Origin of the sequence: Paraburkholderia sp. J63 (assembly GCF_905220245.1) — a bacterium.
Lineage (GTDB): Bacteria > Pseudomonadota > Gammaproteobacteria > Burkholderiales > Burkholderiaceae > Paraburkholderia.
In genome coordinates this window covers 1-1,358 of record NZ_CAJMZF010000125.1, presented here as the reverse complement: position 1 = coordinate 1,358, position 1,358 = coordinate 1, and the positions used below count along the sequence as shown (strand labels likewise).

2 protein-coding genes are annotated in these 1,358 nt (G+C 64.5%); both read left to right on the top strand.

Going from position 1 to position 1,358, the window contains the following annotated elements:
- Positions 1-1,055 (top strand): dTDP-glucose 4,6-dehydratase (gene rfbB, locus U5775_RS38770; protein ID WP_322063411.1); only part of this gene is annotated, 1,055 nt, incomplete at its 5' end.
- Positions 1,056-1,065: 10 nt separating this feature from the next.
- Positions 1,066-1,358: sugar phosphate nucleotidyltransferase (locus U5775_RS38765; RefSeq protein ID WP_322063410.1), on the top strand; the 293-nt coding region annotated here is incomplete at its 3' end.

Here is a 1,358-nt window from a genome sequence, read left to right as displayed (position 1 = left end):
TGGTAACGGGCGGTGCCGGCTTTATCGGCGCCAACTTTGTGCTTGACTGGTTCCGTCAATCCGACGAAGCCGTTCTGAACGTAGACAAGCTGACCTACGCGGGCAATCTTGGAACGTTGCAATCGCTGCAGGGCAATCCGAAGCACGTGTTCGCCCGCGTGGACATCTGCGACCGCGCCGCGCTCGACGCGCTGTTCGCGGAGCACAAGCCGCGCGCGGTCCTGCATTTCGCGGCGGAGAGCCACGTCGACCGCTCGATCCACGGCCCGGCTGACTTTGTTCAGACCAATGTGGTCGGCACTTTCACGCTGCTCGAAGCCGCGCGCCAGTACTGGAACGCCCTGCCCGAAGCCGACAAGGCCGCCTTCCGCTTCCTGCACGTGTCCACGGACGAAGTGTTCGGCTCGCTCTCGGCGACCGATCCGCAATTCTCCGAAACGACCCCGTATGCCCCGAACAGCCCGTATTCGGCCACCAAGGCCGGCTCGGACCATCTCGTGCGCGCGTATCACCATACCTATGGGTTGCCGACGCTCACCACGAACTGCTCGAACAACTACGGTCCGTACCAGTTCCCCGAAAAACTCATTCCGCTGATGATTGCCAACGCGCTCGCCGGCAAGCCGCTACCCGTATACGGCGACGGCCAGAACGTGCGCGACTGGCTCTACGTGGGCGACCACTGCAGCGCGATCCGCGAAGTGCTCGCGCGCGGCCAGTCGGGCGAGACGTACAACGTCGGCGGCTGGAACGAGAAGAAGAATCTCGAGGTCGTGCACACGCTGTGCGACCTGCTCGACGAACTGCGCCCGAAGACTGCGGGCTCGTACCGCGACCAGATCACCTATGTGACGGATCGTCCCGGTCACGACCGCCGCTACGCGATCGACGCGCGCAAGCTCGAGCGCGAACTGGGCTGGAAGCCGGCCGAGACGTTCGAAACCGGTCTTGCGAAGACGGTGCGCTGGTATCTGGACAACCAGCCGTGGGCCGACGAGGTGGCCTCGGGCGACTATCGCAAGTGGGTCGAAACGAACTACGCGCAGCGCGTGTAAGGGGCCCGACATGGCGCGCAAAGGCATCATTCTGGCCGGCGGTTCCGGCACGCGGCTCTACCCGATCACCCATGCGGTCTCGAAGCAGCTGCTGCCGGTGTACGACAAGCCGATGATCTATTACCCCCTCTCGACGCTGATGGTCGCGGGTATCCGCGACGTGCTCATCATCTCGACGCCGCAGGACACGCCCCGTTTCGAGGCGATGCTCGGCGACGGCAGCCAGTGGGGCATGAACATCCAGTACGCGGTGCAGCCGTCGCCGGACGGGCTCGCGCAGGCGTTCATCATCGGCCGGGAGTT